24 protein-coding genes are annotated in these 21,361 nt (G+C 65.0%); 7 read left to right on the forward strand and 17 right to left on the reverse strand.

Annotation, left to right across the window (positions count from 1 at the left end):
- The first annotated feature begins 89 nt into the window (after positions 1–89).
- Entirely contained in the window at positions 90–503 is a 414-nt protein-coding gene (locus tag QTL98_RS01735) for a DoxX family protein (protein WP_445680512.1), read from the forward strand.
- Positions 504–588: 85 nt separating this feature from the next.
- The gene (locus QTL98_RS01740; protein WP_445680513.1) at positions 589–1,494 is read left to right on the forward strand and encodes a VOC family protein; all 906 of its coding nucleotides are present in this window, start codon (positions 589–591) and stop codon (positions 1,492–1,494) included.
- Positions 1,495–1,530: 36 nt separating this feature from the next.
- On the opposite strand, the gene QTL98_RS01745 is transcribed toward QTL98_RS01740, so the two are convergent.
- Positions 1,531–2,547 (reverse strand): NAD-dependent epimerase/dehydratase family protein, encoded by a 1,017-nt coding sequence (locus tag QTL98_RS01745; RefSeq protein ID WP_445680514.1) that lies wholly within the window; start codon positions 2,545–2,547, stop codon positions 1,531–1,533.
- A 103-nt stretch (positions 2,548–2,650) separates the two neighbouring features.
- On the opposite strand from QTL98_RS01745, the gene QTL98_RS01750 reads away from it, so the two are divergent.
- On the forward strand, positions 2,651–3,547 hold the full coding sequence (locus QTL98_RS01750) for a LysR family transcriptional regulator (RefSeq protein WP_445680515.1): 897 nt from the start codon (positions 2,651–2,653) through the stop codon (positions 3,545–3,547).
- 14 nt (positions 3,548–3,561) lie between these two features.
- Here the strand turns inward: QTL98_RS01750 and QTL98_RS01755 are convergent, their stop codons facing one another.
- The 9 genes from QTL98_RS01755 to QTL98_RS01795 all read right to left on the reverse strand — a co-directional run bounded on the left by QTL98_RS01755 (position 3,562) and on the right by QTL98_RS01795 (position 12,625).
- Positions 3,562–4,380 carry an anti-sigma factor family protein gene (locus QTL98_RS01755; RefSeq protein ID WP_445680516.1) on the reverse strand — a complete coding sequence of 273 codons (819 nt, stop codon included), beginning with the start codon at positions 4,378–4,380 and terminating at the stop codon, positions 3,562–3,564.
- Complete coding sequence (locus QTL98_RS01760) at positions 4,377–4,913, reverse strand: RNA polymerase sigma factor (RefSeq protein WP_445680517.1); 537 nt, start codon at positions 4,911–4,913, stop codon at positions 4,377–4,379. The genes QTL98_RS01755 and QTL98_RS01760 overlap by 4 nt, the downstream gene beginning before the upstream one ends.
- Before the next feature lie 116 nt (positions 4,914–5,029).
- Complete coding sequence (locus tag QTL98_RS01765; protein ID WP_445680518.1) at positions 5,030–6,490, reverse strand: YncE family protein; 1,461 nt, start codon at positions 6,488–6,490, stop codon at positions 5,030–5,032.
- A gap of 96 nt (positions 6,491–6,586) precedes the next feature.
- Complete coding sequence (locus QTL98_RS01770; protein ID WP_445680519.1) at positions 6,587–7,015, reverse strand: DUF305 domain-containing protein; 429 nt, start codon at positions 7,013–7,015, stop codon at positions 6,587–6,589.
- 155 nt (positions 7,016–7,170) lie between these two features.
- A complete protein-coding gene (locus QTL98_RS01775; protein WP_445680520.1) occupies positions 7,171–8,556 on the reverse strand; it encodes a cytochrome-c peroxidase in 1,386 nt (461 codons plus the stop codon).
- 20 nt (positions 8,557–8,576) lie between these two features.
- Entirely contained in the window at positions 8,577–10,208 is a 1,632-nt protein-coding gene (locus QTL98_RS01780; protein ID WP_445682216.1) for a phospholipase C, read from the reverse strand.
- Between the two features lie 250 nt (positions 10,209–10,458).
- The gene (locus QTL98_RS01785) at positions 10,459–11,313 is read right to left on the reverse strand and encodes an alpha/beta fold hydrolase (RefSeq protein WP_445680521.1); all 855 of its coding nucleotides are present in this window, start codon (positions 11,311–11,313) and stop codon (positions 10,459–10,461) included.
- Positions 11,314–11,394: 81 nt separating this feature from the next.
- Positions 11,395–12,021, reverse strand: coding sequence for a pyridoxamine 5'-phosphate oxidase family protein (locus tag QTL98_RS01790; protein WP_445680522.1), 627 nt, complete (start codon positions 12,019–12,021; stop codon positions 11,395–11,397).
- A gap of 58 nt (positions 12,022–12,079) precedes the next feature.
- The gene (locus QTL98_RS01795) at positions 12,080–12,625 is read right to left on the reverse strand and encodes a carboxymuconolactone decarboxylase family protein (protein ID WP_445680523.1); all 546 of its coding nucleotides are present in this window, start codon (positions 12,623–12,625) and stop codon (positions 12,080–12,082) included.
- Between the two features lie 138 nt (positions 12,626–12,763).
- On the opposite strand from QTL98_RS01795, the gene QTL98_RS01800 reads away from it, so the two are divergent.
- The gene (locus QTL98_RS01800) at positions 12,764–13,687 is read left to right on the forward strand and encodes a LysR family transcriptional regulator (protein ID WP_445680524.1); all 924 of its coding nucleotides are present in this window, start codon (positions 12,764–12,766) and stop codon (positions 13,685–13,687) included.
- A 5-nt stretch (positions 13,688–13,692) separates the two neighbouring features.
- On the forward strand, positions 13,693–14,661 hold the full coding sequence (locus tag QTL98_RS01805) for a DMT family transporter (RefSeq protein WP_445680525.1): 969 nt from the start codon (positions 13,693–13,695) through the stop codon (positions 14,659–14,661).
- A gap of 31 nt (positions 14,662–14,692) precedes the next feature.
- Here QTL98_RS01805 and QTL98_RS01810 read toward each other — a convergent pair whose 3' ends face one another.
- The 5 genes from QTL98_RS01810 to QTL98_RS01830 form a co-directional block, all read right to left on the reverse strand.
- A complete protein-coding gene (locus QTL98_RS01810; protein WP_445680526.1) occupies positions 14,693–15,175 on the reverse strand; it encodes a VOC family protein in 483 nt (160 codons plus the stop codon).
- 25 nt (positions 15,176–15,200) lie between these two features.
- Positions 15,201–15,629, reverse strand: coding sequence for a VOC family protein (locus QTL98_RS01815; protein WP_445680527.1), 429 nt, complete (start codon positions 15,627–15,629; stop codon positions 15,201–15,203).
- Positions 15,630–15,687: 58 nt separating this feature from the next.
- The gene (locus QTL98_RS01820) at positions 15,688–16,122 is read right to left on the reverse strand and encodes a YybH family protein (RefSeq protein WP_445680528.1); all 435 of its coding nucleotides are present in this window, start codon (positions 16,120–16,122) and stop codon (positions 15,688–15,690) included.
- Between the two features lie 109 nt (positions 16,123–16,231).
- The gene (locus QTL98_RS01825; RefSeq protein WP_445680529.1) at positions 16,232–17,488 is read right to left on the reverse strand and encodes an RNA polymerase sigma factor; all 1,257 of its coding nucleotides are present in this window, start codon (positions 17,486–17,488) and stop codon (positions 16,232–16,234) included.
- Positions 17,489–17,500: 12 nt separating this feature from the next.
- Positions 17,501–17,875: a YciI family protein gene (locus tag QTL98_RS01830; protein ID WP_445680530.1), complete on the reverse strand. Its 375-nt coding sequence runs from the start codon at positions 17,873–17,875 to the stop codon at positions 17,501–17,503.
- A 158-nt stretch (positions 17,876–18,033) separates the two neighbouring features.
- Here QTL98_RS01830 and QTL98_RS01835 point away from each other — a divergent pair, with 158 nt between their 5' ends.
- The gene (locus QTL98_RS01835) at positions 18,034–18,519 is read left to right on the forward strand and encodes an SRPBCC family protein (protein WP_445680531.1); all 486 of its coding nucleotides are present in this window, start codon (positions 18,034–18,036) and stop codon (positions 18,517–18,519) included.
- 35 nt (positions 18,520–18,554) lie between these two features.
- On the opposite strand, the gene QTL98_RS01840 is transcribed toward QTL98_RS01835, so the two are convergent.
- Positions 18,555–19,154, reverse strand: a complete 600-nt coding sequence (locus QTL98_RS01840) for a LysE family translocator (protein WP_445680532.1) — start codon at positions 19,152–19,154, stop codon at positions 18,555–18,557.
- 115 nt (positions 19,155–19,269) lie between these two features.
- The gene (locus tag QTL98_RS01845) at positions 19,270–20,082 is read right to left on the reverse strand and encodes an AraC family transcriptional regulator (RefSeq protein WP_445680533.1); all 813 of its coding nucleotides are present in this window, start codon (positions 20,080–20,082) and stop codon (positions 19,270–19,272) included.
- Positions 20,083–20,352: 270 nt separating this feature from the next.
- On the opposite strand from QTL98_RS01845, the gene QTL98_RS01850 reads away from it, so the two are divergent.
- Positions 20,353–21,294, forward strand: coding sequence for an alpha/beta fold hydrolase (locus QTL98_RS01850; protein ID WP_445680534.1), 942 nt, complete (start codon positions 20,353–20,355; stop codon positions 21,292–21,294).
- Positions 21,295–21,361 lie beyond the last annotated feature (67 nt).

A 21,361-nucleotide genomic window follows, 5' to 3' on the forward strand; every position in this document is an offset into this window, starting at 1 on the left:
ACTGTCGTTCCAACAAAGCGGATTATCATGATTTGAGTTTGAAGTCATGATGAGGGTCTCAAATGTTTTCCTCCCTCAGGAGAGTTTTGATGATCGACAACCGTACCGCCCCCTACGCCGCTCTCGTGCTGCGTCTCGTGCTCGGGGTGGCTTTCGTTGCCCATCTGGCGCTGAAGCTGTTTGTCTTCACGCCCGCCGGCACCGCCGGCTTCTTCGCCAGCCTCGGCCTGCCGCCGGCGCTGGCCTATCTCACCATGCTGGGTGAAGCGGTGGCCGCCGTCTCGCTGCTGCTGGGCATCTGGACCCGTATCGGCGCCCTGATCGGCGTGCCGATCCTGCTCGGTGCCATCGTCATGGTTCATGGCGCTGCCGGATTCTTCTTCAACAACCCGAATGGCGGGTGGGAATATCCGGCATTCTGGGCCGTCGCCCTGATCGTCCAGGCACTGCTGGGGGATGGCGCCCTTGCGCTGAAGCCGACCCCGGCGTTGCGCCGGGCCTGAGGCCGCCCCAAATCAAACCCTGCCGCACCCGGCGTCATCTGGCGCAAAGAGGCGGCAGGGTCCCGTCACTCAAGGAAACCGGATCATGGTCAATCAGGCTGCACGGGCACTCGAGGATGATCTTTCCTCTCCCGACCGGGTCAATCTCTATGCGCTGACAACGCCCTGGCATGTCGGGGCGGTCACGCTCACCGTGCGCGACCTGCAAACCGTCGCGGACTGGTATCGCCACGTACTGGGTTTCGAAACGCTTCGTAGCGATAATGGCGAAGTGGTGCTTGGTGCCGGCGGCAAGGCCCTGCTGGTGCTGCAGCGCGATGCCGCCGCCAAGCCGGCGACCCACCGTGAGGCCGGGCTTTTCCACACCGCTTTCCTGCTGCCGACCCGCGCTGACCTCGGCCGCTGGATTCTCCATGCTTCCGAGCAGCAGTTCCAGATACAGGGTGCCAGCGACCATCTGGTGAGCGAGGCAATCTATCTCGGCGATCCCGAAGGCAACGGCGTCGAGATCTATTGCGACCGCCCCCAGCCGGCGTGGGAGTGGCAGGGCGACAGGATCAAGATGGCAACCGAACGGCTGGATCTGCGCGCCATTGCGGACACGGCCGGCGCCTCGCGCTGGCAAGGCGTGCCTGCCGGCGCTGCGGTTGGCCATATCCACCTGCAGGTGGGTGATGTCCCGCAGTCCGAAGCGTTCTATCGCGAGATTTTCGGCCTCGATGTCACCTGCCACTACCCCGACGCCAATTTCTACAGCTCCGGCGGTTACCATCACCATGTCGGCGCCAATGTCTGGAACAGCCGCGGTGCCGGCCGCCGGCCGGAGGGCATTACCGGCCTTGCCGGCTTCGAGATGGTGGCGAAAAGCCCGGATGTGTTTGCCGCCCGGCTTGCCGCGCTCGATGCCAGGGGCGCGCCGCTTGCCGGCAGCGCCGAGCGGCCGGTGGTGGCTGATCCTTGGGGTAACCGCCTCTCGCTGACCGTTGCCTGACCGGCGAACGTTCCACGTGAAGCAAGGCCGCCTGTCTCAGGCGGCCTTGTTCTTTTCTGCCTCAAGGCAGCCAAAGGCGATCAGCGTCTGGCGTACGGCCTCCACCAGCGGTGTGTGCGGCTCTGCCCCCAGCAGGGCAACGAGGCGGCGGTTATCAAGCTGCACCGGCTGCTGCCAGAGGTAACGCATCTCCTGCATTTCATTGAGGAAGGTCATGAAGGGCGCGGCCAGCGTCAGCAGCGGCCAGGGCAGGCCACGGACCTTGAGCTTCGGCTGCCCGCTGGCCGCGCGGATGGCGGCGATCATCCGCGTGCCATCGTCATCCCAGTTCTCTCCCATGTGGAAGAGCTCGAACGGCTCCAGCCTTTCTTCGCGTTCAACCAGTTGCACCATGGTTTCGGCAACATCGGGCAGGTAGGCCCATTGATGCCCCATACCGGGCCTGCCGGGATAGGTGATGGCGCTGAGCGGTTTGCCGGCCTTGATCAGCCCTTGTGAAAACCAACTGTTGCCGGCGTCGGGGCCAAAGAAGTCTCCGGCCCGCACGATCAGGCTTTTGCCGCCCTGCCGGGCCGCTTCCAGCAGCCGTGCTTCCATGCGTACCCGGATGGCGCCCTTGCGGGTGAGCGGGCGCTGCGGCGCTGCTTCCTCGATCAGCGGAAAGGCATCCGGCCCGTAATTATAGACCGTGCCGGGCAGCAGAAGGCGTGCGCCTTCCCGTGCCGCCGCGGCAATGCTGTTTTCCAGCATCGGCATCACCAGCTTGTCCCAGTCGCGGTAACCGGGCGGGTTGACGGCATGGACGACGAGCCGGGCCCCTGCCGCCGCACGCTCGACGTCCCCGGCCACCATGGCATCGCCCGCCAGCCACAACGGAGTTCCGGCGGCACTGCGGCGGGGCGATGCCTGCCAGCGCGCGCCGGCGCTTTTGATATCCCGCACAAGGGCTGTTACCTGCCAGCCACGCTCCAGCAGCTTTGCCGCCACCGCGCCGCCGATGCCTCCGGTTACACCCAGCACCAGCGCCCGCTTTGTTTCGCCCGTACCCGTCATGACCCCATCTCCAGAATCAGAAAGTCGTGTCTGTGGCCAAAGGTGCGGCGATGGGCGGATAAACGGAATTGGCTATATCTGTTGATCGGCTAGTATAAAATATATGAACCAGCCTTTCACCGATTGGGAAAATCAGCGGGCTTTCCTCGCCGTCTGGCAGGAAGGCAGCCTCTCCGCCGCCGCGCGCCAGCTCGGCGTTGCCCAGCCGACCGTACGTCGCCGTCTGGAGGCGCTGGAAGCGGCGCTGGGCGTTACGCTTTTCACCCGCTCCCCCAGCGGGCTGACCCCGACCGCCGCCGCTCATGAGCTTGGCCATCATGCCGAGGCGATGGCCCATGCCGCCGAAGCCTTTAACCGCGCGGCTTCCGGCGGTGTCGAGGGTGTTACCGGCTCGGTGCGGATCAGTGCCAGCGATGTGGTGGGGGCGGAGGTGTTGCCGCCTATTCTCGCCCGCCTGCAAACCCGCCATCCCGGCCTCGCCATCGAATTGATGCTCAGCAACAAGGCACAGGACCTGCTCAGGCAGGAGGCGGATATTGCCGTGCGCATGTTTCGCCCCACCCAGGCGGCGATGGTGATCCGGCCCGTCGGCCGCATCCGGCTGGGTTTCTATGCCGCCCCTGCCTATCTGGCGGCCCACGGCACACCCGCCTCGCTCGGCGACCTCGCGCGCTTTGCCCTCATCGGTCCGGACCGGGACCGGCAGACGCTGGTGGCCCTGCAGGCGCTCGGCCTGCCGGCGACATCCGTCGACTTCCACCTCCGCACTGACAGCCAGCTCGCTCAGCTTGCCGCCATCCGCGCCGGCGGTGGCATCGGCATCTGCCAGTCCGGGCTTGCCCGCCGCAGCCCGGAACTGGTGGAAGTGCTGCCCGGCAGCTTTGATCTCGGCCTCGATACCTGGATCGTCATGCATGAGGATCTGCGCCGCGTCGCCCGCGTGCGGGCGGCCTTCGACCACTTGGCCGAGGAGCTGGCCGTTTACGCGCGGGGCGAGTGAACGGCCGGCAGATCTCAGATATTCGGGCTCAGCTGGCGGCGTACCTCGTCCGCCAGCGGGTGCAGCGCCGTTGCTGCCGCGCTGCCAACCAGACTGAAGCCGATACCATCCTTTGCCCAGCTGAAGCCGCGCAGGCTGTCAGTGTCGAGCGCGGTCATCGGCGCGTTCTGGTCTGCCGCCATCGGCCGTGACAGCAGGGCAAGGCGGTTGCCCTTGTCATCGTCATAGAGGAAAAGCACCGCGGCCCCATGCGGTGTCGCGACCATCCGCCCGCCCATGAAGCGATAACCGGAGGCGGCAAGGTCGGGCGCGGACACGGGGTGGCCGAGCCGTGCCGAAGCCCAGTTCTGCAGCTCGCTGCGGCTGTCCGCCCGTAATTCCACCGGGCGCTGCCGGTCGGCGGCGAAGACGGCATAGTTATAGGAGGCTTCCTGCGCCAGGGCGGCAATGCCTTCAGCCGGGGCTGTGCCACTCGCCGTCGGGAAAGCCGCCTGCGGTTGCAAGGCATGCAGGGACCATCCCCCTACTCCGCCGGCCAGCAGCAACAGCAAGGCCGCAGCAATCTGCATCCCGCGCTGCCAGTAAGCAGGCTGCGCCGGCGCGCGCTGGCGTTCGATCAGGTGAGCAAGCGTCAGCTCCGGCGGCAGCGGTTCCTCGGCAACCGGGGCAAAGGCGTCACGCAGTTCCTGGCGCTGGCGGCGATAATCCTCGACCCGCAGCGCCACTTCCGGGTGCCCTTCAAGATAAAGGGCAATCTCGTCCCGCCGCGCGCTGTCCAGGGCGCCATCGACATAGGCGTGCAGATCATCTTCAGTGACCGGTCGGCGGTTCATTTGACCCTCCGCAGAAAATCAGCCCGCCCCGGCAGGGTATCCCGGTCGGTGGTTCTGTTGGTGGCGGCGCGCAGCCTCTCCCGCGCCCGTGACAGGCGGGACATGACGGTGCCAATGGGAATGCCAAGCACCCGCGCCGTTTCGGCGTAGGACATATCCTCCACCGATACCAGCAGCAGCACGGATCGCAGCTCGTCAGGCAGTTCGTCCAGCGCGGCCATCAGTTCCTTGACCTGAAGCCGTTCTTCCTGCCTTGGCGGCGTTGCGAAAGCGGCGTCATCCACCGCCTCCACATCGACATGCCCGCCGCGCGCACCCTGCTGGCGCAGGCGGTTGACGGCAAGATTGTGCAGTATGGCAAAAAGCCAGGCCCGGGTGTCGCCTTCGTCCCGCTTGAGATGCCAGCGGCTGATGACGCGCTCCAGACAGTCCTGCACCAGATCGTCCGCCGCTTCGCGCTGGCGCATCAGGGCGCGGGCATAGCGGCGCAGCGCCGGAATAAGCGGCTCCACCTGCTGCATCATGCCCTTCATGGCCTTCTCCTGCGCGCTTCCCGCCAGCCGACTATTGCCTCCCTGTCCGGGGGTGACAAGCCGGCCGGTGGATTGCGGGGGCAGCCGGTTTGATCCCGGTTACCCCCGCGCTTTCCTTATTCGGCCTGAAGCTGGGCAATGGTGCCCGGCGCTTCCGCCGTACCGCTGGCGATCACCAGATAGCGGCGCTGGTCGGCACTGCCGGCCTCGACAATCTGGCGGATGGGCCCGACCGCGTTGACGATGGCGCCGCCCACGGGATTGGTGCGGAAGGCCGCCAGCGGCTCCAGCGTACCGCTGCCATCGGCATGGTCCGCCAGCGCCAGAACATAGGGCTGCTTGGGCTCAAGCCCGGTAACGGCAGCCTGCACCACCTGCACCAGCCCCTGATCGAACAGGCTCACGGTCGTGGGTTTGCCCTCGGCGGTCTTGTTGTTTTTGGCCGTCAGTTGCAGCTGGGCCGACTTGCCGGCAAGGCCAAGCGGCTGGAGGTTCTGCAGCCCGTCGCCTTCAGGCACGGCATTCGGCACATAGGTCAGCGCCTGCGGGGCCTGGCCGATGGGAACAGTAGCGACCACCTTGTTGCTCACCGTGTCGATGACGGCCAGCGCGTCGGCATTCTCGAGCCCGACATAGATGCGGCTGCCATCCCCCGACGGCCACAGGCCGTGCGGCAGGCTGCCGACCGGAATGGTCGCGACTTCGGAGAAGTCATCGGTGCGGAACACCTTCACCTGATTGAGACCGCCGATGGTCACATAGGCAAAGCTGCCCTTGGCGTTGGTGGCGAAATTGACGTGGTTGGTGATGGCGCCGGTATCGATGGTCTTGAGGAGATTGAAGGGCGGCCGGGCATTGAAGGCCTGCACCTTGCCCACATCCTTCAGCGTGAACCACACCTGGCTGCCATCCGGCGTTGCCGCGATGTTGGGGCAGAACGGGCTCTCCTGCTTTACCCGCGCAATGATCTTGTGATCGGCGACGGAGACGACATCGGTCTCCGGATTGAAGGAGGAGCAGACATAACCGTATTTGCCGTCGGGAGAGAAAATCTGCATGCCGGGGCCGGCGGGCGTCTTGATGCGGGTCTTTTCCTCAAAGCTGTGGGCGTCCAGCACTTCGACATAATCCTCACCGCGCACGGTCACCCACACTTCCTTGCCGTCAGGCGTAAAGAAGGCCTCGTGCGGCGAGCGGCCGACATAGGTGGTGTGCCTGACGCTGTTGGTGGCGGTGTCGATGAAGGTCACCGAGTTGGAGCCGATGGACACCACCGCCAGCGTCTTGTGGTCGGGGGAAAAGCCCATGCCGTGCACCAGCACCTGGCCGTGATAGAGCGGGCTGAAATTCCCCGGCTGCGGATCGCCGAGGCGGATGACGCCCAAGAGCTTGTTGTCGGCAGGGTCGGTCACCGAAACGGTGTTGGAAAACTGCTCGGCGGCATAGACGCGGTCATGATGGCTGATCGGCACGTCGGCGGCAGAGGCCGCCTCCGGTGCCTGGCCGGCAAAGGCCGGCGCGATGCCGGCAAGGGCGGTGCCGGCCAGCAGGGCAACGGCAAGCAGGGACGATTTCATCTTGGGAACACTCCGGAAAATTGACAAGGGAAGGGCTGGCCGCCTGCCGTGCAGGGCAGCCGGAAATGACGGGCGGTGTGGGAGGTTAAAAACGGATCAGGGCGCCGCGGGCGCAGGGGCTCCGGTGGGGGCCGGCGCGGAGGGCGGCGGCGGGTCGCCGATCGCCAGCCGCATGACGGCAATTTCCTGCAACTGGTCGACGATGATTTCCTGGGCAATGCGCCGCAGCGTTTCGTTGCTGCCGTAGCGCAGCTCCGCCTCGGCCATGTCGATGGCGCCTTGATGGTGCGGGATCATCATCAGGGCAAAGTCCCGGTCGATATCGCCGCTGGGCGTAACCGCCATGCCCTGCATCATCCGGGTCATGGCCGTATCATTGTCGGCAAGAAAGGGGGCTTCGGCCCCGGCTGCCGCGCTATCCGGGGCGGCGGTTTGCTCGCCATTGGCGCTGGCGACGCCAGAGGCGGCAAGGACCAGCAGGGCGGCAACACAGGCGGCGCTGCTGTGGCGGGCTGGAAAACGCATCGAAATCCTCGCTTCGACTGTCCGGGCTTCCGCCCGCCACCCGGTTTCAGACCGGGCAGCGGGGGTGGTTCATAAGGTCAGACAGCGGGCGAGGCGGTTTTATTCCCGGCGACCTGAAAAAAACTGGTGCCGGCTTTTGCCGTGGGGTCCCCGGATCAGGGGGTATTCTTCTGCGGGGTCTTGTTTTCTGCGGGTTTCCATCCGTCCGTCAGGGTGCCGAGAAAAACGACGACGTCCTTGATCTCCTGCGCGTCGAGCGCCGGTTTCTGGCCGGGCTTGCGGTCGAGCGGGGCGTCGATGACGTCGATGTTGGTGCGGTACCCGGCCGGCAGGTCGTCATATTTCTCGGGCTTGCCGTTCTTGCCCTTCGGGTAGAACTCAGCAGGGTTGGTGTCGCGCCGAACGTAGAACTTCACCACCTCTTCCAGTGTGGTGAAGCGGCCATTGTGGAAGAAGGCATGGCGCGTGGAGGCATTACGCAGCGTCGGGGTTTTGAAGAGGCCGCAATTCTGCGTCTGGCGCGAATAGGCATCGTCACGCAGCGGCCCGCAGATACCCAGATCATGCCAGGCCGGGTCGGCATTGGCGGAGATCTTCGGGTTCCGCGGCACACCCAGCGCCTCATATTCATAGTCGGTGAAGACCGGCGGGCGTCCCTCGGCATCGGTGGTGTCGAGATGGCAGGAGGAGCAGTTGCCCTTCTTCGGGTCGTCAAACAGCTTGAGACCGCGTGCTTCGGCCGGGCTGAGTTTGGCCTCTCCTTTGAGGTAATAATCATACTTGCTGGTAAAGGCATGGAAGCCGGGGGCCTCCATCTGGTAGCGCGCCAGCGCAAAGCTGGCTTCGGTCAGCGTCATTTCCGGATCATCCAGCACCTGATCGCCGAAAAGCTGACCAATCTGCCGGCCATACCCGTCCTTGATGCGCTGATAGACGGCGTGCCGATCGCTGTTCGCCATCTCGAAAGGCGAAAACAGCGGACCGCTCGCCTGGTCTTCCAGCGTGTCGGCCCGCCCGTCCCAGAAGAAGCCGCCTTCGGGCACGATGTCGGGCGCGGTGCTGGCCGCCTTCGGCTGGTTGCCGGCACTGCCAACCAGCGTGACCGGCGTTGCCGGGCCTTCCACCTCGTTCGGGCTTTCCGGCCCAATGGAAAAGGCATGGGACAGATATTTATAGGTCAGGCTGGGCACGGGGCGGATGCCCGGCTGGTCCAGCTTCGGCCCGCCCAGCTGCACGACCAGCCTGTTGGCGGGGGCATAGTGGTTTTCCGGGGCATGGCAGGAGCTGCAGGCCATCTGGCCGGAGGCTGACAGGCTCTTGTCGAAGAACAGCGCCTTGCCGAGTTTTGCCGCCGCGCTGAGGCCTGAATCGGCAGCATCGTCATAGGTCGCCGTGTCGTCAGCAGCGGCAGCAGAGGGAGCGGCGGAAGTGCTTGCGCCGGCGGGGCCCGCAGAAAGCCCCGCGTCGGCAACGCCCGAAAGCACAAGGCCTGCGAGCGTCGCCGCCGGAGCGATGCGAGCCAGAAGTTTTGTCACGGACATTCTTTCTGGCTCTTTTCGTCTTACATCTGGGTGCCGGTCTTCGGGTCCAGCATCAGCGCGCTGTTGCCGGGCTTCGACCAGTCGAACATGCCGTCGATGGAACCGGCGATGGCATCGAAGGAGCCGCCGCCGATGCGCTGGCCAGCCAGCCAGTTATCTTCCACGAAGCGGATGAGCGAGGTCTGGTCGGTCAGGGTGTGATCGACGAAGTTGCTCCTGGCATAGGGCGAGACCACCAGCATCGGCTGGCGGGTGCCGTAACCGCAGCGGCCTTCAGCCGGGGCGCCGGTCACGCCCGGCAGCGGCGTGCCGCTCAGGCACTGGTCGCCGTTCAGCACGTCATAGCCCTTAACCGGGATGTTGGACGGGTTGATCACGGCATGGGCATGGTCGTACCAGCCATCGCTGTCGTCATACATGATGACGATGGCGGTGTTCTTCCACTCCGGCGACTTCTCGATGCTGTTGACGGCGTTGGTCACGAATTCCTGTTCGTCCAGCGGGTCGGAATAACCGGCATGGCCGTCCTGGAAGCCCGAGGCCTTGAGGAAGCTGACGGCCGGCATGTTGCCGTTCTTCAGCGCGGCGAAGAAATCGTCGATGTCGTACTGGTGGTTGGCGCCGCCGTCATTGCCGGTGCCGATGGCATCGACCGAGCTCGGGCGGGTGTGCTGCGGGTTGGCGGTGGAGGCGTAGTACTGGAACGGCTGGTGGTGGGGGATGTAGTCCACCTCCGTCACATTGGTGACGGCCGAGGTGGTGGTGCGGGCGCAGCCGGTGGTGCCGTTGCCGTTGGTCTTCGTCAGGTCAAACCCGCCCTCGAAGAAACCCCAGCTGATGTTTTTCGCATTCAGCAGGTCGCCGATATTCTTGCCATAGAGCAGGCCAGTGAGGCCTTGCGAACACACGTCCCCGGTGGGGTCGAGGTCGCTGATCATGGTCCAGCCGCCATTGCCGTCGGGCACGACGCGGCCCTTGTCATAGGTGCCGTCCTTTTCCAGCGTATAGCCCGGCGGCAGGATCATGCCGTTGGTCTGGCCGGAAATCAGATTGATGGCGCCGGGGGTGGAGGGGCCGAAATTGGTCGAGAAGGAATTATCGTCCATCGCGAAGTGCTGGGCGTAGTTCCACATCGCGGTGACGGTGTTGCCGTCGTAATAGCCCATCACCTGGCCCCTGGTGCCGAACTCGCCGGCAGCGCCCTTGGTGCCGCGGCCGGTATGGGCCGGGAACAGGTCCATGGCGTAATTGTCATAGGCCGCCTGCTCGGCGGTGTAGCCGTGATCCTGCGACTGCGTTGCTGCCTGCGTGCGGTCAAGGCGGAAAGGGGCGGCTGCATCGGCGCCGTTGCCGGCAGCGGTCTGGTTCGGGTTGTCCTTGAGGAGACCCGCCTTTTCCAGCGTGTTAATGTCGGTCGGCGTGTTGGCGGCGGCGGTGAAGTTTGGCTCACCCTCCGGATTGGCCGCCTTCGGGTAAGTGGCGAAATAGTGATCGAAGGAGACATTCTCCTGGAAGATCACCACCAGATGCTTGATCGGGGTTGCCGTGTTGGGCGCAGCCGTTTCCGCGGCCATGGCCGGGAAGGAAGCGGCGGTCAGCAGCGCCAGCGTGCTGCAGGCGGCAAGGGCCGCCCGGCGGGTGTTTCGGGTCATCATCGTCCTCGTCTGTCGCTGTTTGGCTTATGTTCTGCTTGTTCCCCGGCTCACGGGGAGAAGCTGGCCTGCAGCGGCCCCCGGGGCGGGGCGTCCGGCTGTTTCGCCGGATCGGTTTCAGCGCTATCAGCGGCATATTGCAGAGGGATGACCGGGGGCAGTCGGGAAGGGCTTCTGCGTCAACTTGCGCCAGAGGCGAGACGTCGCAGGCCCCCGCCGCCCACCGGCAGCGGGGGCCTGCTGAACTGCTTTAACCCTTCAGGAACCGCCGGATGGCGGCAGCGATTTCCCCGGCATGCGTTTCCAGCGCAAAATGGCCGGTATCGAGCAACTGGACTTCGGCCTGCGGCAGGTCGCGCTTGTAGGCCTCGGCACCCGGCGGCAGGAAAAACGGGTCGTTCTTGCCCCAGATCGCCAGCAGCTTCGGCTGATGCTGGCGGAAATAGGCCTGGAAGGCCGGGTAGAGCTTCACGTTGCTGGCATAATCGAGAAAGAGATCGAGCTGGATGTCATCCACACCCGGCCGGCCGGTGTAGTACGCATCAAGCGCACTGCCGTCAGGCGAGACTTTCGAGACGTCCGGCACGCCATGTTCATATTGCCAGCGGATGGACGTGGGAGTGAGCATGGCACGCTGCGCTTCGCGGTTGGCGGCGGTCGGTTCGCGCCAGTAACGCTGGATGGGATCCCATCCTTCGCTGAGACCCTCGAGATAGGCATTGCCATTCTGCGAGATGATGCCGGTGATGCGCTCCGGATGCGCCATCGCCAGCCGGAAGCCGGTCGGTGCGCCATAGTCGAAGACATAGATCGCGAACTTCCTGAGCCCGATCACCTCGGTAAAGCGGCCGATCACCTCGGCCAGATGGTCGAAGCTGTAGGTAAATTCCTCGCGCGGCGGCAGGGCAGACTGGCCGAAGCCCGGCAGGTCGGGGGCTACCAGATGAAACTCGTCCGCCAGCAGCGGAATGAGGTCGCGGAACATGTGGCTGGAGCTCGGGAAGCCGTGCAGCAACAGCAGTGTTGGCTTCGCCGCATCACCGGCTTCGCGGTAAAAAACCTCATAACCATCGACATCGGCGGTGCGAAAGGAAACGGTGCTCATCGGGCAAAACTCCGGGGTTGCCGGGCACCATCGCGCCCGGTCGGGAAAGAGGATCGAATTGGGGGCGGGGTGCCGGAGGCTTTAGCCGGCCGCGCCGGCGAGCCGGGCCTTGAGGGCGGCGTTTTCCGCCTCCAGCACGGCAATACGCTCCTGCATCATCCGCGTGGCGGCACTCACTTCCTCGGCGGTAAAGCGCGGGATGATGTGCTGCGGGCAGTTCCAGTCAAAGGCTTCCAGCCGCAGGCGGAAAATGCGCTCCACCTTGGCCCGGTAACCCTCCGGTGCTACCAGCCGGGCAAGCTCCGGCTCATCTTCCGGCATTACGATCTCGGCATGGGCAAACAGCTTCAGCCGGGCGCGGCGGGCATAATCCATCAAGATCAGGCTTACCTTGTCATCGCTGCCGATATTGCCGGTGGAGATGTACTGGAGGTTGCCGCGATAGTCGGCAAAAGCCAGCGTCCGGTCGTCGACCAGCTTCAGGAAGCCGCGCGGGCCTCCGCGGTGCTGTACATAGGGCCAGCCGGTCTCGGACACGGTTGCCATGTAAAAGCTGTCGCGTTCGGCGATGAAGGCGGCTTCCGCCTCGGTAAAGCGCTCGAAGCGGCGGTTGCCCTTGAAGTCCTGCCAGTGCTGGTCCACGCCCATGCGGGCCTGCGCCGCCACGACGCCGGGCGTCAGGGCAATGTCGAGAAATCCGTAAGGCATGATCCGGCCTCCTTTTCTCTGCTCGTCTTGCTGCTGTCGTCCGGCGCCCGGCGGTATCTCAGGCGGCTTCGGCCCGGCGCACGACCGGGAAATCGATGTCGGTCTTCGCCGTTTCATTGAGGAAGTTGGTGAAGACATTGAGCGCCACGTGGGCGACGATCTCCACAATCTCCCCATCGCCGAAGCCTGCGGCACGCACCGCGGCGATATCGGCCTCGCTGACATGGCCGCGCTCACGGGCGACCTTGGCGGCGAAGGCAACGGCGGCCGCGGCCTTGCCATCCGCCGAACCGCCCTTGCGGTTCAGGGCGATTTCTTCGGCGCTCAGCTTGGCAAGGTTGGCGCCGAGATAGCTGTGGGCGGAAAGGCAATAGTCGCAGCCATTCACCTCGGCGACGGCAAGGGCAATACGCTCGCGCGTCTTGACGTCCAGCGAGCGGGTCAGGGCACCGTGAAAGCCGGTGAAAGCTTCAAGTGCCACCGGGCTGTTGGCAATGAGGCGGAAGAGGTTGGGTACGGCACCCAGCTGCTTCTGCACGGCAGTCAGCACAGGCTTCGAGGCTTCCAGGGCAGTGTCGAGCGTGGGGATGGCAAGGCGTGACATGGTTTGAACCTCCAGCTTTGTTGTTGAACGACCGCTTGGGCCGGCAAGGAGGAAGATGCTGTTTTTCACGTTTCGTGATAATTCCGTAAGTCAGAAAGGCATCTTTCCAAAATTTGAAAATATCGGAGCGCGCGGGTCATGGATCGGCTGGAGGCAATGACGCTGCTGCTGGCGGTGGTGGAAAAGGGCAGCCTGTCGGCGGCCGGCCGCGCGCTGCGGGTGCCGGTGCCGACACTCAGCCGCAAACTCTCTGACCTGGAAGCTCATATCGGCACCCAGCTTCTGCTGCGCACCACTCGCAAACTGACTCTGACCGAAGCAGGCGAGGCCTATCTGGCGGCCGCCCGCCGCATTCTCGATCAGGTGGAAGAAGCCGAGCGCGAGGCTGCCGGTGAATTTACCGCCCCGCGCGGTGAGCTGGTGATAACGGCTCCGCTCTTCTTTGGCCGGCTGCATGTGCTGCCGGTGGTGGGCGAATTTCTGGCACTCTATCCGGAAATCAACATCCGCCTGCTGTTGTCGGACCGGAATGTCCAGCTGGTGGAAGACCATGTGGATATGGCTGTGCGTATCGGCCGTCTGCCTGACAGCAGCATGATCGCCACGCGCGTCGGCGCCCTGCGCACGGTATTTTGCGCCAGCCCTGATTTCCTGGCGCTTCACGGTACGCCTGCGCGGCCGGAAGAGCTGGCCGGGTTGCCGGCCGTCTTGTTTGACGGGCCGACACCGACCCTTGGCTGGCGCTATGTGCCGCAAGGGGCGGCAGTGCCGGTTGATGTCCGGGCAACACCGCGCCTGGCGGTGTCATCGGCAGAAGCGGCCGCCGATGCCGCCATCAGCGGCCTCGGCATCACCCGCCTGCTGCATTATCAGGTCGCGGAGGCTGTGGCTGCGGGCCGCCTAAAATTGCTGCTGGAAGAATTCGAACCCGAGCCGGCACCGGTTAATCTGGTGCATGCCGCGCGCGGGCAGATGCCGCTCAAGATGCGGCGGTTTCTGGATTTCGCCACGCCAAGGCTCAGGCAGGCGCTTGGCCGGCTGATGCCCGGCGGGGAGGAATAAAAGGGATGGACGGGCAGGAGACGCAGCACAGCACCGGCGGGTTCATCGCTGTCCTTCTCGGCGCGACTTTTCTGATGGGCTCCAGCTTCATTGCCGGCAAGCTGCTGATGCAGGCGGGGGTGCCGGCATTCCTGCTGGTGGGCTGGCGCTTTCTGGTGGCGGCGCTGGCAACACTGCCGCTGGTCCTGCTCGAAGGCCGGTTCTGGCGGGCGCTGGTTCCGGCGGGCCTCACGCTGCGCCATGGCGGGACGGTTATCCTCATCGGGCTGCTGCAGACCGCCGCAGTGATGGGGCTGCTTTTCCTTGCCATGCGCACCATCTCGGCCTCCACAGCGGCCATCCTGCTCTTTACCAATCCGCTCTGGGTGGCGCTGCTGAGCCGCCTTTTCTTTGGCGAAAGCCTGTCAGCCGGCCGGCTGCTGGGGCTGGTACTCGGGCTTGCCGGCGTGTGCCTTGCCATCGGCGTGGGGCCGGATTTTCTGGCCGGCGGCGATGTTTTGCAGGGAGAGTTGACCGGGCTGGCCTCGGCCCTCTGCTGGTCGGTGGCCACCCTCGTCAACAAGCGCGCCCGGCTGCCCTTCGGCTCCTGGGCGCTCAGTTTCTGGCAGATGCTGCTGGGATCGCTGGTTATTCTGGCGCTTGCTCTCGCCCTGGGTCAGCGCTGGCCGGCCGAAACCAGCCTTGCCGACTGGGGCTGGTTCTTCTGGCTGGCGATCCCCGCTTCCACCGGTTCTTTCGGGCTCTGGTTCGTGGCGCTCAGGAAGGGGGGCGCCACCCGGGCGAGCAGCTTCCTCTTCGCCGCGCCGCTCTTCACGGTGGTGCTGTCTTTCCTCATTCTCGGGGCACCGCTTACCTGGCCGCAGGCCGTTGGCGGGGCGCTCATTGGCCTTTCGCTCTGGCTGGTAAACCGCAAGACCCTCGGCCAATCGCCGCAAAGCCGGATTGCGGAAGCCGAGGCGGAAGGGCAGCCCTGAGCGGGCACACCCCCTGCCTCGACCCGATGCCCTATTTGCCGTCCGCAGCCGCCTCGATGGCCGGCAGATCCAGCTTCACCATGCCCATCATGGCCTGCATGGCGCGCCCGGCGCGGGCCGGGTCCTTGTCCTTGAGGAGTGCCAGCAGGCGACGGGGCGTGACCTGCCAGGTCATGCCGTATTTGTCGGTAATCCAGCCGCATTGCATGGCCTCGCCGCCATCGGCGCCGAGTTTTTCCCACAGCGCATCGATCTCGTCCTGGCGCTCGCAATTGATCATCAGCGAAATGGCCGGGGTAAACTGAAACTCCGGCCCGCCATTGAGGGCGAGGAACTCCTGTCCCTCGATCTCGAACGAGACGGTCAGCACACTACCGGGCGTGCCGTGCCCCACCTCGCCCCAGCGCAGCATGTCGGTGATGCGGGCATCGGGAAACAGCGAGCAGTAGAAGTTGGCAGCTTCTTCCGCCTGACCGTTGAACCACAGGCAGGGAACGATCTTCTGCTTTGTCATGGGGTTTCCTCTGATCTTTCGGGGTTCAGCCCTGGTTGCGCTGGTTCATGGCCCACAGCACGCCGAACGGATCGACAAGCTGGCAGTAGCGATCGCCCCAGAACATGTCGGTAGGCGGCATCTTCACTTCGGCGCCGGTAGCCACCGCCCGCTCGAAGCGGGCATCGATGTTGTCCACCATCAGCGTCATGGTGAAACCCTGCGGCTTTTCCACCGGGCAGCCATGCTCGGGAAAACCGTCGCTCAGCATCACCGAGCTGCCGTTGATATAGAGATGCACATGCATGGTACGGCCCCGCTCGTCGGGTGGATAGGCGAAGGCAAGTTCCGCCCCGAAGGCCTGCTTGTAGAACTCGGCCGCCTTGAAGGCGCCGTCCACCTGCAGATAGGCGACGACGCCGCCCTTTGTTTCCACCGGCGCTGCGGGGGCCGTGTTTTCCTGAATCTTGTCCATGGTTGTTCCTCCGGTTCTGTCTGCTCTGGTTAAAGTCCGGGCCGCCGGGAGGACGGCCTCAGGGCGTGAGGTCGGTGGCCGCGCGCACGCTGCCATCCATGTAAAAAGGCGTGGAGATGTGGTCGTGGGTGATGCGCCAGCCGCCGTCGCGGCGGCCAAACACCACAGTGCGGCGGGTCCACACGGCAACCGTCTCCCCCGCCTTTTTGGTGCCGCTGATGCGCAGGAAGCCGTGCGCCACAGCCAGCGGCCCGCTGGAGGTCACCTCGATATCCTTCAGCTCATATCCGATCGGCCCGTCCCAGGTGGCAAACCAGGCTTCGATACCGGCCCGGTCTGCTCTGGCATCGCTGCGATAGGCCAGCGGCGGGGCAAGATCGTAGACGACCGAGCCCGGGGCATAGGGTGCCAGCGCCTGTTCGGCGTCCTTCAGGCGGATGGCATTGGCATGCACCTCCAGCAAGGTGCGGATCGCCGCTTCATCGAGCGTCATGGCTGACCTCCTCTTGTCCGGGCGGCCCTTCAGGGCGGGCTCATGCCCTTAAGGACGCGCGGGAGAAGGTGAGGCCGACAGGGCCCTTAAAATTTTTTCCGAAAAATCTTCAGCCGGGGATGCCGGCTTCCTCCCCCAGCTTGTCGAGGTGCTGGCGGATCAGCGCGGCTTCGGCCGGTGTGTTGGCAAGACAGATGGCCTGATTGAAGGCGGCGCGCGCTTCCGCCTTGCGGCCGAGCTGGAGCAGGAAGTGCCCGCGCGCGCCATGGTAGGGGAAATAGGCGCCGAGCCTTTCCGCCAGCGGCTCGATGAGCGCCAGCGCCTCTGCGGGGCCCAGCACCTTGGATATGGCGACCGCCCGGTTGAGGGTAATGACCGGTGAGGGCTGCATGCGCTCCAGCGCGGCATAAAGCGCGGCGATGGAGCCCCAGTCGGTCTCGCCGGCGCGGGCACTGCGGGAATGTTCGGCAGCAATCGCGGCCTGCACCTGATAGGGGCCGGGGCGCTGGTGGCGCACCGCCTTGTCGATGAGCGCCAGCCCCTCGCCGATCAGCTTGCGGTTCCAGAGCGTCCGGTCCTGTTCTTCCAGCAGGACGATTTCGCCTGCCGCATTGAACCGGGCCGGTGCCCGGGCGTGCTGCAGCAGCATCAGCCCCAGCAGCCCCATGATCTCCGGCTCGGCCGGAAACAGCCGGAGCAGCAGCCGGGCAAGGCGGATCGCCTCCTCACACAGGTCCGCATCCCCCGCCAGCTGCGGTTCGCGTACGGAATACCCTTCGTTGAAGACCAGATAGGCCATCGCCGCCACGGCGGCGAGGCGCTCGGACCGTTCCACCGCTCCCGGCGCCTCGAACGGCACGTCGGCTTTGGCGATGCGGGCCTTGGCGCGGGTAATGCGCTGTTCCATTGCCGCTTCGCCCACCACAAAGGCGCGGGCGATCTGACGCACGCCAAGGCCGCAGACAATGCGCAGGGCAAGGGCGATCTGCTGGGTTGCCGGCAGGTCCGGATGGCAGCAGATGAAGAGCAGTCTCAGCACATCGTCGCGGTATTGCGCCCCGTCCAGCCGTTCGGCCAGCGGCGCTTCGGCGTCTTCAAGGTCAGACAGCACGGCTTCTTCAGGCAGGGCCTCCTGCCGGCTCATCCGGCGGGCACCATCAAGGGCGGCATTGCGCCCGACCATGATCAGCCAGGCCGCCGCATCGCGTGGCGGCCCGTTGACCGGCCAGTGCTTCAGCGCACGCAGGCAGGCCTCCTGAAACGCCTCTTCCGCAGTGTCCAGATCGCGGAAATAGCGCAGCAGCGCCCCAACGGCCCGCGGGCGGGCGCCAGTCAGCGCTGCATTGATCCAGCTCTCCTCGCTCATGATCCAGCGGCCCTAGACGGCGGTGCGCGGGTCGGCGTTATAAAGTCCGACGGGGCGGATTTCATAAGCGCCGCCCGGATTGGCGGCAGCAAGCTCGCGGGCAAAGGCCAGTGCCTCTTCGAGCCCTTCCACATCGATGATGTAGAAGCCGAGCAGCTGTTCCTTGGTCTCGGCAAAGGGCCCGTCCAGCACCAGCGGCGGGTCTTCGCTCTTGCGCAATGTGGTGGCCGCCGTCGTCGGCAGCAGGCGCAGCGACGGGCCGAGTTTGCCGGCTTTCACCCATTTTTCCTGCACCTGGCCAAGCCGCGCCATCACGGCATCGTCCTCTTCCTTGCTCCAGGACCAGACGACATCCTCATCGTGATAACAAAGCAGGGCATAGAGCATGGGGTTCCTCCGGTCGCATTTCTTTTTAGAAGACGTGCCACTATGCCCGCAGCCGACAGGGCTGTTCCGGAAAATTTTTAAACTCCGGGTGTCGGCATTGCCCGAAGCCGGGCGTCCTCAGGGGGAACGTCACCTGAGCCAATAAAAGGGAGGACCTCATGGCCACCAAGCTCGACATCGCGCCCGCTTCCGACCGCGAACTGGTACTGCGCCGCCTCGTTGACGCGCCGCGCGAGAAGATCTGGCGCTGCTGGACGGAGCCGGAACTGATGAAGAAATGGTTCTGCCCGCGCCCGTGGACCACGCCGCTGGTGGAGATGGATGTACGCCCCGGCGGCAGTCATCACATGGTGATGAAGGGGCCGAACCCGGGTGAAGAGCATGATCTGCGCGGCGTCTTTCTTGCGGTGGAACCGCTGGAGCGCCTGACCTTTACCGATGCCTTCGTCAGCGCCTGGCAGCCGTCGTTGAAGCCCTTCATGGTGGCGACGCTGGAGCTGGAGGCCCAGGGCGACATGACCGTCTATACCGCCCGCGTCTGGCACTGGAGCGTGGCGGACCGCGAAGAACACGAGAAGATGGGCTTCCACGAAGGTTGGGGCATTTGTGTGGAGCAGCTGGAAGAGGTGGCAAAGGGGCTCTAGCAGCCCCCCGGCCCTGTCAGGCTGTTCTTGCCGGCCTAGAAGAGCGCATCCGCCAGCATCCACAGCACGGAGACGGCAAGCAGGGCCGCCATGGCAAGGTTGAAGCGCCGGGCAAACCGGCGCGCCAGCACCGCGCCGGCATAGGCCCAGAGCGCCAGCGACAGCCAGCAGATGATGAAGTAGAGCCCGCAGAACACCGCAAGCCCGGTGCCCTTCTGCTCCAGCGGCAGGATGAAGGTGCCGATGGCGGAAAGGATGGCGAGCCACGCCTTGGGATTGAGGCCTTGCACGGTAACGCCCGCCCAGAAACCCGGCAGGTCCGCTTCAGCCGGCGACAGGCTGGCGAGCGGGCCGCTGCGGGCGATTTTCCAGGCAAGCCACAGCAGATAGGCCGACCCTGCCAGCGTCATCGGCAGCGAAAAGCGCTCCAGCCAGAGTGCACCTGTTACCGCGCCGGCCCCAAGCGCGCCAAAGGCCAGGATGAAGCACACCGTCGCTCCGGTGACGTAAGGCAGCACCCGCGCCCCGCCAAAGCGCGCCCCGGCCATGGCGCCGATGAAATTCACCGGGCCGGGCGTGGCGGAGGCCGCAAGGGCAAAAAGGCACATGGCACCGAGGACGGGCAAGGAAGGCATGGTTGCGATCTCGAAACAAAATAACGATTTCGAGATCTGCCACGCCGTGACCGGCTCCGGATTGGACGAACTTAACCTTCACCCGCTCCTCCGGGCCCGCCCGGCGCAGCCCGGATCAGTGGGTGATGAGGGAGGTGGGTGTTACGCCCAGATGGCGGCGGAACTGGCGGATCATGTGGGACTGATCGCAGAAGCCTGCTTCCAGCGCGGCCTCTGCCGCGCTTTTTCCGGCCACCAACGCTGTTTTGGCGCGGGCAACCCGGCGCTGAAGCGCATAGGCGTGGGGCGAAAGCCCGAGCGCGCGGGAAAAGCACCGCACCAGATAATTGGGGTGCAGGCCAACCAGTGCGCCGAGGCCGGCAAGCGAAAGGTCGCCTGTTTCCGCCTCCACCCCGGCGGCGATGGCTTCCCGGACGCGGGCAATCGCCAGATTTTCCCGGCCTGCCGGGCGCAGTTCGGCGCCGCCATGGCTCTCGAACACGGTGCCGAGTACCTGCTGCACCGCCTCTTCGACTCCAAGCCGCCAGTCACCGGCCTGCTGCGCAAGGCAGAGGCGCTCAGCCAGTGTCTCCAGTGCGCGGGTCAGCTCAAGGCCGCGGTCCTGCGGCGTTACTTCACGAAAGCCCCGAAGCTGCGGCAGGTCCAGCAGCGCTTTGACCGCGGCCTCGTCGGCATAGAGCATCTTGTAGCGCAGGCGCCCGGCATTGGAGTGGCCGGTATGCGGCTCCTCCGGGTTCATCAGCGAGAGCGAGCCGCTGGGCAGCACCATGGTTTCGCCCCGGCACTGATACCCGCCCACCCCCGCCGAGATCGCCCCGATGGCAAAACCCTCATGGGAGTGCCGGCCGAAGGTCTGGTTATGAAAATCCGCCTCGAACAGCTCGATGCCGTTCAGCCAGGTCAGGTGGTGATAGCGGTTCTTCTGCATCTGCCCGGTCCGGAGCCTGAAGGTGCCGGTATCCTACAGGGTAACGTCGGGGCCTGACAGCGGGCACACGGTTCGCCGGAGTTGATGCCGGGTGGCCGGCCCTCCTTGCCATTTGGCGCCCTTCCCGGTCGAATCCATCAAGTCCGGGTGCAGAGACAATAACGTCCCGCTCTTTGCTGCTAACGGTGGATGCTTCGGCCGGCACCAGGATGTCTCCCTGAAGAAGACCGGCTGCGCCATATCCATGTTGCTGCCTGAAAGGGACAGGAAATGCTGCTTCACGCGCCTCGCCGGTTCATCTTCGCTTTCTGCCTGATGATTCTGACGGGAGGCGCGGCGACCGGCGCGCGGTCGGCGGTTCCTGATTTTCCTGCCAGTTTCCGTGTCCTCGATATTTCTGCCAATGGCACCACAATTCATGTGCGCGTCGGCGGCAGCGGGCCTGCCGTCGTGCTGCTGCACGGCTATGGCGAAACCGGGGACATGTGGGCGCCGCTCGCCGCGGATCTCGTCCGGGATCACACCGTCATCGTGCCTGATCTTCGGGGTCTCGGCCTTTCTGCGCAGGTCGCCGAAGGTTTCACCAAGGCCAACCAGGCAAAGGATGTGGCTGCGGTTCTGGATAGTCTCGGGGTCGGCCCCGTCGATGTGGTGGCTCACGATATCGGAAACATGGTGGCCTTTGCCTTCGCGGCCGCATACCGCCAGCGCACCACGCGCCTTGTCATGATGGACGCGCCGGTGCCCGGCATTGGCCCGTGGGAGGAAATCCTCAAGAGCCCGTTGCTTTGGCACTTCCGCTTCGGAGGCGCCGACATGGAGCGGCTGGTTGCCGGGCGGGAGCGGATTTATCTCGACCGGTTCTGGAATGATTTTTCTGCCGATCCGGCAAAATTCGACGAAGCCTCGCGTCAGCACTACGCCGCGCTTTATGCCCGGCCCGGCGCGATGCATGCCGGATTCTCCAACTTCGCCGCCTTCGATCAGGACGCCGTTGATGACCGCAAGGATCTGGAGGCTGGCAAACTCACCATGCCGGTGCTTGCCATTGGCGGGGCCGCCTCGTTCGGGTCGACCATGGCAGTTGTGATGCGGGCGGCGGCAACCAATGTGCAGGAACTGGTGATCCCGGCATCCGGGCACTGGATCATGGAAGAAAATCCGGCCCCGGCCGTCAGCGGCATCAGGGCCTTTATCGATCAGCCGGTGTGAGAGGCGGCTAGCCAGAGCCAGAAATGAAAAAAGCGCCTCAAAAGGCGCCCGGAAACAATCGATTCTG

It is taken from the genome of Radicibacter daui (assembly GCA_030657355.1).
In the GTDB taxonomy this organism is placed as follows: Bacteria; Pseudomonadota; Alphaproteobacteria; order Radicibacterales; family Radicibacteraceae; genus Radicibacter; species Radicibacter daui.

What these genes read in the sequence shown, in the direction of transcription:
- QTL98_RS01760 (WP_445680517.1), bottom strand. Translation starts at nt 4,913, where the DNA reads ATGAAGGGCATGATGCAGCAGGTGGAGCCGCTTATTCCGGCGCTGCGC.
- QTL98_RS01785 (WP_445680521.1), bottom strand. Translation starts at nt 11,313, where the DNA reads ATGAGCACCGTTTCCTTTCGCACCGCCGATGTCGATGGTTATGAGGTT.
- QTL98_RS01840 (WP_445680532.1), bottom strand. Translation starts at nt 19,154, where the DNA reads ATGCCTTCCTTGCCCGTCCTCGGTGCCATGTGCCTTTTTGCCCTTGCG.
- QTL98_RS01790 (WP_445680522.1), bottom strand. Translation starts at nt 12,021, where the DNA reads ATGCCTTACGGATTTCTCGACATTGCCCTGACGCCCGGCGTCGTGGCG.
- QTL98_RS01775 (WP_445680520.1), bottom strand. Translation starts at nt 8,556, where the DNA reads ATGTCCGTGACAAAACTTCTGGCTCGCATCGCTCCGGCGGCGACGCTC.
- QTL98_RS01780 (WP_445682216.1), bottom strand. Translation starts at nt 10,208, where the DNA reads ATGACCCGAAACACCCGCCGGGCGGCCCTTGCCGCCTGCAGCACGCTG.
- QTL98_RS01835 (WP_445680531.1), top strand. Translation starts at nt 18,034, where the DNA reads ATGGCCACCAAGCTCGACATCGCGCCCGCTTCCGACCGCGAACTGGTA.
- QTL98_RS01770 (WP_445680519.1), bottom strand. Translation starts at nt 7,015, where the DNA reads ATGCGTTTTCCAGCCCGCCACAGCAGCGCCGCCTGTGTTGCCGCCCTG.
- QTL98_RS01825 (WP_445680529.1), bottom strand. Translation starts at nt 17,488, where the DNA reads ATGAGCGAGGAGAGCTGGATCAATGCAGCGCTGACTGGCGCCCGCCCG.
- QTL98_RS01750 (WP_445680515.1), top strand. Translation starts at nt 2,651, where the DNA reads ATGAACCAGCCTTTCACCGATTGGGAAAATCAGCGGGCTTTCCTCGCC.
- QTL98_RS01745 (WP_445680514.1), bottom strand. Translation starts at nt 2,547, where the DNA reads ATGACGGGTACGGGCGAAACAAAGCGGGCGCTGGTGCTGGGTGTAACC.
- QTL98_RS01735 (WP_445680512.1), top strand. Translation starts at nt 90, where the DNA reads ATGATCGACAACCGTACCGCCCCCTACGCCGCTCTCGTGCTGCGTCTC.
- QTL98_RS01830 (WP_445680530.1), bottom strand. Translation starts at nt 17,875, where the DNA reads ATGCTCTATGCCCTGCTTTGTTATCACGATGAGGATGTCGTCTGGTCC.
- QTL98_RS01815 (WP_445680527.1), bottom strand. Translation starts at nt 15,629, where the DNA reads ATGGACAAGATTCAGGAAAACACGGCCCCCGCAGCGCCGGTGGAAACA.
- QTL98_RS01850 (WP_445680534.1), top strand. Translation starts at nt 20,353, where the DNA reads ATGCTGCTTCACGCGCCTCGCCGGTTCATCTTCGCTTTCTGCCTGATG.
- QTL98_RS01765 (WP_445680518.1), bottom strand. Translation starts at nt 6,490, where the DNA reads ATGAAATCGTCCCTGCTTGCCGTTGCCCTGCTGGCCGGCACCGCCCTT.
- QTL98_RS01800 (WP_445680524.1), top strand. Translation starts at nt 12,764, where the DNA reads ATGGATCGGCTGGAGGCAATGACGCTGCTGCTGGCGGTGGTGGAAAAG.
- QTL98_RS01820 (WP_445680528.1), bottom strand. Translation starts at nt 16,122, where the DNA reads ATGACGCTCGATGAAGCGGCGATCCGCACCTTGCTGGAGGTGCATGCC.
- QTL98_RS01845 (WP_445680533.1), bottom strand. Translation starts at nt 20,082, where the DNA reads ATGCAGAAGAACCGCTATCACCACCTGACCTGGCTGAACGGCATCGAG.
- QTL98_RS01795 (WP_445680523.1), bottom strand. Translation starts at nt 12,625, where the DNA reads ATGTCACGCCTTGCCATCCCCACGCTCGACACTGCCCTGGAAGCCTCG.
- QTL98_RS01755 (WP_445680516.1), bottom strand. Translation starts at nt 4,380, where the DNA reads ATGAACCGCCGACCGGTCACTGAAGATGATCTGCACGCCTATGTCGAT.
- QTL98_RS01740 (WP_445680513.1), top strand. Translation starts at nt 589, where the DNA reads ATGGTCAATCAGGCTGCACGGGCACTCGAGGATGATCTTTCCTCTCCC.
- QTL98_RS01805 (WP_445680525.1), top strand. Translation starts at nt 13,693, where the DNA reads ATGGACGGGCAGGAGACGCAGCACAGCACCGGCGGGTTCATCGCTGTC.
- QTL98_RS01810 (WP_445680526.1), bottom strand. Translation starts at nt 15,175, where the DNA reads ATGACAAAGCAGAAGATCGTTCCCTGCCTGTGGTTCAACGGTCAGGCG.